This window comes from Variovorax sp. 20P10.2.4, from assembly GCF_058244205.1.
Map to the genome: position 1 here is coordinate 1 of NZ_JBZAYE010000534.1, position 5086 is coordinate 5086.

At 71.0% G+C, this 5086-nt stretch carries 6 protein-coding genes and 1 pseudogene; 2 read left to right on the plus strand and 5 right to left on the minus strand.

Annotated features, from left to right (window positions below; all coding sequences use genetic code 11):
- Positions 1-189, minus strand: a 189-nt coding sequence (locus tag AC27VN_RS32265) for a helix-turn-helix domain-containing protein (RefSeq protein WP_490879199.1), incomplete at its 3' end; no start/stop codon positions are given.
- Between the two features lie 122 nt (positions 190-311).
- Here AC27VN_RS32265 and AC27VN_RS32270 point away from each other — a divergent pair.
- Positions 312-1298, plus strand: a complete 987-nt coding sequence (locus tag AC27VN_RS32270; protein WP_490879204.1) for a tripartite tricarboxylate transporter substrate-binding protein — start codon at positions 312-314, stop codon at positions 1296-1298.
- A 20-nt stretch (positions 1299-1318) separates the two neighbouring features.
- Positions 1319-2671, plus strand: coding sequence for a Rieske 2Fe-2S domain-containing protein (locus tag AC27VN_RS32275; RefSeq protein WP_490879200.1), 1353 nt, complete (start codon positions 1319-1321; stop codon positions 2669-2671).
- On the opposite strand, the gene AC27VN_RS32280 is transcribed toward AC27VN_RS32275, so the two are convergent.
- From AC27VN_RS32280 to AC27VN_RS32295, 4 genes and pseudogenes are all read right to left on the minus strand, one after another.
- Complete coding sequence (locus AC27VN_RS32280) at positions 2651-2998, minus strand: DOPA 4,5-dioxygenase family protein (protein WP_490879201.1); 348 nt, start codon at positions 2996-2998, stop codon at positions 2651-2653. The two genes, AC27VN_RS32275 and AC27VN_RS32280, sit on opposite strands and share 21 nt — an antisense overlap.
- A 28-nt stretch (positions 2999-3026) precedes the next feature.
- The gene (locus AC27VN_RS32285) at positions 3027-3665 is read right to left on the minus strand and encodes a DUF4166 domain-containing protein (protein WP_490879202.1); all 639 of its coding nucleotides are present in this window, start codon (positions 3663-3665) and stop codon (positions 3027-3029) included.
- The gene (locus tag AC27VN_RS32290; protein WP_490879203.1) at positions 3662-4729 is read right to left on the minus strand and encodes an SRPBCC family protein; all 1068 of its coding nucleotides are present in this window, start codon (positions 4727-4729) and stop codon (positions 3662-3664) included. Before AC27VN_RS32290 ends, AC27VN_RS32285 begins: the two co-directional genes overlap by 4 nt.
- Positions 4730-4766: 37 nt before the next feature.
- A pseudogene (locus tag AC27VN_RS32295) lies at positions 4767-5086 on the minus strand (methyltransferase type 11); the annotation flags it as partial.

Here is a 5086-nt window from a genome sequence, read left to right on the forward strand (position 1 = left end):
GCGCTCCACCCAGCCGGCCTGCTGCAGCGTCTTGAGGATGCGCAGCAGCGTGGCCTTCGACAGCCCGGTCTGGCGGCTGAGTTCCGACAGCGTGGCGGCCGAGGAGCGCTGGATCGCGAGCATCACCTCGAGCCCGCGGCGCAGCGCGTCGATGGATTTCACGCCCTGCGCGCCCTGGGTGTCCGACATGCCGCGGCCTCCGAAGTGGTTCACTCAGTGAAACTATATCTTCTGGCCCCGCGCCCGGCTTCCTACATTGCACTGGCCCCGATCCCGTGGCTCCACGCACAGGCAAGAAAGGAAAGCCCATGATGAATCCACTCCGGCGCCGGACGATGGCCGCCGCGACGCTGTTCTCGGCGCTGAGCGCGTTCGCCGCCACCGCCACCGCCGAGACCTGGCCCGCGCGGCCGATCACCATCGTCGTGGCCTACCCGGCCGGCGGCGACACCGACGCCATCGCGCGCACCTATGCCGAGAAGCTGTCGCAGCGCGTCGGTCAGCCGGTGCTGATCGACAACCGGCCTGGCGCGAGCGGCATGATCGGCAACGCCTGGGTGGCGAAGGCGCCGGCCGACGGCTACACGCTGCTGTTCACGCCCAGCACCTTCCCGATCGCGCAGCACGTGCTCAAGGCCGGCCCCGGCGTGGCGCACGACGTGGTCAGGGACTTCACGCCGATCGTGAAGACCGGCGACATCCCGCTGCTGCTGGTGACGGCGCCCGCGACCGGCCTGCAGAGCGCGACCCAGCTCGTGGCCGCCGCGAAGGCCGGGCGCGCGCTGACCTACGGCACGCCGGGCGCGGGCTCGCCGATGCACATCGCGGGCGAGCTGTTCAACCGCGACGCCGGCATCGCGCTCGTGCATGCGCCCTATCGCGGCGTGGCGCCGGTGGTCAACGATGCCCTGGGCGGCCATGTGAGCGTGGGCTGGATCACGCCCGGTGCCGTGGCCAGCCACATCGCGGCCGGCAAGCTGCTGCCGCTCGCGGTGGCGCAGCGCCAGCGCGCGGCGCTGCTGCCCACGGTGCCCACGCTGTACGAGCTCGGCTGGCGCGACGTGGACCTGAACGCCTGGATGGGCCTGCTCGGGCCGCGGGCGATGCCCGAGGCGATCGTGCAGGCGCTCAACGCGCACTTCAACGAGATCCTCCGCATGCCCGAGGTGCAGGCGCGCATGGCCACGCTGGGCATCGAGCCGGTGGGCGGCGCGCCCGCCGTGCTGGCGCGGCAGATCGCGCAGGACGACCAGCGCTTCGGCCGGCTCGTGCGCGAGTTTGGCATCCGTGCGGATTGACCAGGAACCAGGAGACGACGATGTTGAGCGAAGAGAAGAACCGCCTGCTGACCGAAGTGGGCCCCGGCACGCCGATGGGCGACTACCTGCGCCGCTACTGGCACCCGATCGCCGGTGCGAGCGAATTCGATGCGCAGGCGGTCAAGCCGCTGCGCATCCTCGGCGAGGACCTGGTGCTCTACAAGGACCTCGGCGGCCGCTACGGGCTGGTCGACCGGCGCTGCCCGCACCGCAATGCCGACATGGCCTACGGCTACGTCGAGCAGTGCGGGCTGCGCTGCAGCTACCACGGCTGGCAGTACGACGCGGGCGGGCAGTGCGTGCACCAGCCCTTCGAGGAGACGCTGGACCCGGGCGCGCGCATGCGCCGCAGCACGCGGATCAAGGCCTACCCGGTGCAGGAGAAGGCCGGCCTGCTGTGGGCCTACATGGGGCCGCAGCCCGCGCCGTTGCTGCCCGACTGGGAGCTGTTCAACTGCGCCAACGGCTTCGCGCAGGCGGTGTTCGCCGAGATCCCGTGCAACTGGTTCCAGTGCCAGGAGAACTCGATCGACCCGGTGCACTTCGAGTGGACGCACAACAACTGGACCACGCGGCTGCAGGGGGAGGAAGGCCCGTACGTGCCCACGCACCTGAAGCTCGCGTTCGAGGAGTTCGAGCACGGCTTCGTCTACCGGCGGCTGCGTGGCGGCGAGCGCGAGGACAACCCGATGTGGACCGCGGGGCGCGTCACGCTGTGGCCCAACGGCTTCTTCCTCGGCCATCACTTCGAATGGCGCGTGCCGATCGACGACCACCACACGCTGAGCGTGCTGTGGGTGCTGAGCCGCGTGCCGACCGAGCAGGAGCCCTATGTGCAGGAACGCATTCCGTCGTGGTACGGGCCCACCCGGGATCCGGCCACGGGCCGCTGGATCACCAGCCACGTCGCCAACCAGGACTTCGCCGTGTGGGTGGGGCAGGGTGCCGTCACCGACCGCACGCGCGAGAAGCTCGGCCAGAGCGACAAGGGCATCGTGATGATGCGGCGCCGCTTCTTCGAGGAACTGGAGGCGATGCAGGCCGACCCGGCGCACGAGCCCAAGGGGCTGATCCGCGATCCGCAGAAGAACCGCGACGTGTTCCTGCCCTCGGCCTGTCGCGAGGAGATGGCCAAGGGCCTGCCGCGCCGGGAGCTCGCGGCGCATCCCTTGCTCGGCCCTTATCTCAAGGATTTCTTCGGCCAGGCCGGGCAGCCCGAGGCGGTGCGCGCGGCCTACGAGCAGGCGATCGGGCAGAAGGTGGAGGGCGCGCGTTTCTTCAAGGTGCACGGCGCGCCCGCCAACGGCGCGGCGGAGGACGCGCCGTCCCGGTCAGTGCCGGAACATCCTTAGGTCGAGCGCGCTCTCGCTGCCCAGCCACATCGCGTGGTCGGTGTGGTCGGCGAGGTCGTTGCCGGTCACGCCGTGCACGAACACGTCGAGGCCGTCGCGATGGCTGTCGAGCCAGCCGATGACCGCGTCGAACTCGGCCGCGTCGAAGGCGAGCTGGCAGCTCCAGTGCGGATGCGGGCCGACCGGGCGCTCGTGCACCCGGCCCACCACCACCATCAGCTCGCGGCCCGCCTGCTCGCACAGCGCGCGGGCCTGGGCCACGGTGGCGGGGCCGAAATAGACGTGGGCGTGGTACTGCGGGTAGAGGTTCTCGGGGCGGCGCGGCATGGTGGGGCGATTGTGGCGCCGGCGCGGATCACCTGTCGCAGGGAAGGTCGTCGGGCAGGCGGAAGCTGCCGCTGTAGCGGAACACGTCGCCGAACCAGCGGTGGCGCAGCAGCATCCGCATGCTGAAGGCGTCGGGGTCGCGCGGGTCGGGCCGCTCCTCGACATAGGCCGTGCCCATCAGCAGGCCCAGCGGCAGCGGGATGCGCAGGCGGCCCAGGCGCCAGACGTAGCCGCGGTCGCGGAACACCAGCGCACCGTCCTCGGCGCTCACCGCGAGGCGCATGCCGATGCCGAAGCGCACGTACTCGATCACCAGCGCGCCGTCGGCCGCGTCGTGCTCCATGTGCGAGCGGAAGTGGAAGGGCGCGCGGCCCGCGAAACGAAAGATGCGGTCCCAGTAGAGGTGCGGGTCGTCGGGCCGGCAGCGGTAGTGGACCTCGATCGGCACCTCGCGCCCGGTGTAGGGCACGAGGGCGCCGAACAGCCGGCCGAAGGGCATCAGCAGCGCGGCCCAGGGCGCATGGTGGACCTCGTGCATGGTGCCGCGCACGCAGACGTGGTCGCTCGAGCGCGGCGCCATGGTGTAGTGGCGGCGGATCGCGTCGCCCAGCCGGTCCCAGGCGGGGCCGAGCGCTTGCTGGAAGACCGGTCGGGTGTTCTCGTTCATGGACGGATCATGGCGCCTGCCGTGGCCGTGCCTTCGCTGCGGGCCTTGTAGAAGCGCAGGATGTTCCCGGACGCGTCGTCCAGCAGCAGGTGCATGACGCGGTCGGCATACCAGTTGAAGCTGGTGCTCAGCCGCCACGAGACCTCGACGCGCAGCTCGGTGCCGCCGTCGCGCGGCGTCAGCGTGTAGGTGGCGTCGCGCAGGTCGAAATACTGGCCGCCGATCATCACGTGGTCGTCGAGCGCGCCGGCGGGAAAGGAGTCGGGCGAGAAACGGAAGCGCCACTGCAGCCGGCGGTTGGGTTGCCAGTCGGTGATGACCTCTTCGAAGTGCACGTTCTTCTGCCACCGCACCTGGCGCACGCGGCCCTCGGGCGTGTCGACCGTGACGCCCGACACCGGCATCGGCACGCCGACCTGGTAGGCCCAGGCGCCGTCGACCTCGGCGGGGCGGATGTCGCGCGCCGCGTTGAGCTCGTGCCACACGCGCTCGGCCGGCGCGGCGATGAAGAGCGTGCGCGAGGTGTTCGAGAACCGGTCGGGGTTGGGCAGGTTCGGCTCGATGGCGCCGAGCACCAACGGCAGCAGCGCGAAGCCGTAGAGCGTCTGCTTCGGCCAGTGGGTGATGCGGCACACGATGCCCATGGCCAGTCCGCCGATGCTGCCCATCATCGCGAACAGCGGCACGATGAAGGCGGCGCAGATCAGGCCCTCGATGAACACCGCCAGCGTGCCGCCGACGAACAGCGCGGTCGCCACCCAGGGCGCCCAGAGGTAGTAGCCCCAGCTGCGCCGCTCGATGCGCTCGGCCATGTAGACCGTGACCGCGCCGCACAGCGCGGGCGTCAGGTAGACGAAGGAGCCCAGCATGGCCGAGTAGAGCTGGCCGGGGCCGCCGCTGAAGATCAGGCGCAGCACGAGCGCCATCGCGGCGCCGATCCCCATCGGCCAGAACCAGCCGAAGGGCATGCCCTGCACGGGCTTCCTCGCCGGCGGCTCGTCGCTCGCGGCCGGCTCGATGGGCGCCAGCTCGGCGAGCCGGCTGTCTTCGGGTTCGGTATGCATGGAAGTCCTCTTCTCCTCGGTGTGCTTGTTCGTGTGTTCAGTCGGCGCGCCGCGTGGCGCTGACCATGCAGTAGTCGAAGTCGCGCCAGAACAGGCCCAGCGCGAGCGCGCAGTAGCTGGCGACGATGTGCTTGCGGCGCCAGGGGCTCAGGCGTCCGCGCGCCTTCCAGAGCTCGGCCAGCGTGAAGCGGGTGGCGAGCGCGGGGATGTGCAGCGCGCTCGGCGCGACGCGCCAGCGCAGCGAGCGCACCTCGATGTCCTCGAAGCCGTGTTCGCGCAGCGCGGCCACGAAGTCCGCGCGCACGGCCAGGGTCGGCACGGCCCAGCTGTCGGCCCACAGGCGATGCAGCCAGCGCG